Source organism: Pseudoalteromonas sp. C8, assembly GCF_011378685.1.
Taxonomy (GTDB): Bacteria; Pseudomonadota; Gammaproteobacteria; order Enterobacterales; family Alteromonadaceae; genus Pseudoalteromonas; species Pseudoalteromonas arctica.
In genome coordinates, this window is record NZ_WTKT01000057.1 from 1 (window position 1) to 873 (window position 873).

1 protein-coding gene is annotated in these 873 nt (G+C 38.4%); it reads right to left on the reverse strand.

Going from position 1 to position 873, the window contains the following annotated elements; genetic code table 11:
• Positions 1-427: 427 nt before the first annotated feature.
• Positions 428-873 (reverse strand): transposase (locus GQR39_RS20015; RefSeq protein ID WP_206007913.1); only part of this gene is annotated, 446 nt, incomplete at its 5' end.

Genomic DNA, 873 nt, shown 5'->3' on the forward strand with positions numbered 1-873 from the left:
ACTTACTTGACGCTTTCTTGCGATAGCCATAAGACACCCTGCTTGTTTTTTACACTAAATAAACGTAGTCCTTAATTTAAAAAAGAGCAAAATTTAGGATGGGTGTCACTATTAATTTTAAATCATCAAAATTCAACTGTGACTCCTAAGGCAACTAACGAGCCTGTAGATTAACTCGTTTTTAAATTTGTTTTTATTGATAAACAAACCATAGCTGAGTTCCTATTTTGGTTCAATTGATTACTGTATTTTTACGCAGAATATAGAAGTGTTTGATATTGTTTTAATTGGCGTTTTGGAAGGGATTACGGGTGGTTGAGTGGCTTTTATTTAGAGTAAGAGGGCTTACCCTTCTTAATGCATCGTGTTCTGCAGCTTTTNCGGGTGTTTGAGTGGCTTTTATTTAGAGTAAGAGGGCTTACCCTTCTTAATGCATCGTGTTCTGCAGCTTTTCTATATTATGAACAAGGCAATACAGTTGCCATTGCGCATTCACTTTTGTTTGACCCCGTAAGGTCAATTTATTCATGCCTTTATTCACTGTAATGTTCCCGAACACTGGCTCAATACAACCAAGTCGTTTGCTATATTGTCGTCGACCTATGGGGCTGTCTATTTTTACTTTCATTTTGTCTACATAGCTCAGCTTTTTGCGTGATTTATTATTTATAAACTGTACTTGTCGCCCCGTTTTAATGGGTGGCTTTCGCATACATTGCTGTTGTAGTGGACATACTTTGCAATCTTTTAAGTAACCGCAGAATCGTGTGTATTGTTGGTTATGGCTGTTTACATTGACCCCGCTTCGCCACATGGCATTGCCTGCAGGGCAGCGGCATGTTTGCGTTGCCTCATCATAATGAAAATCGTCTG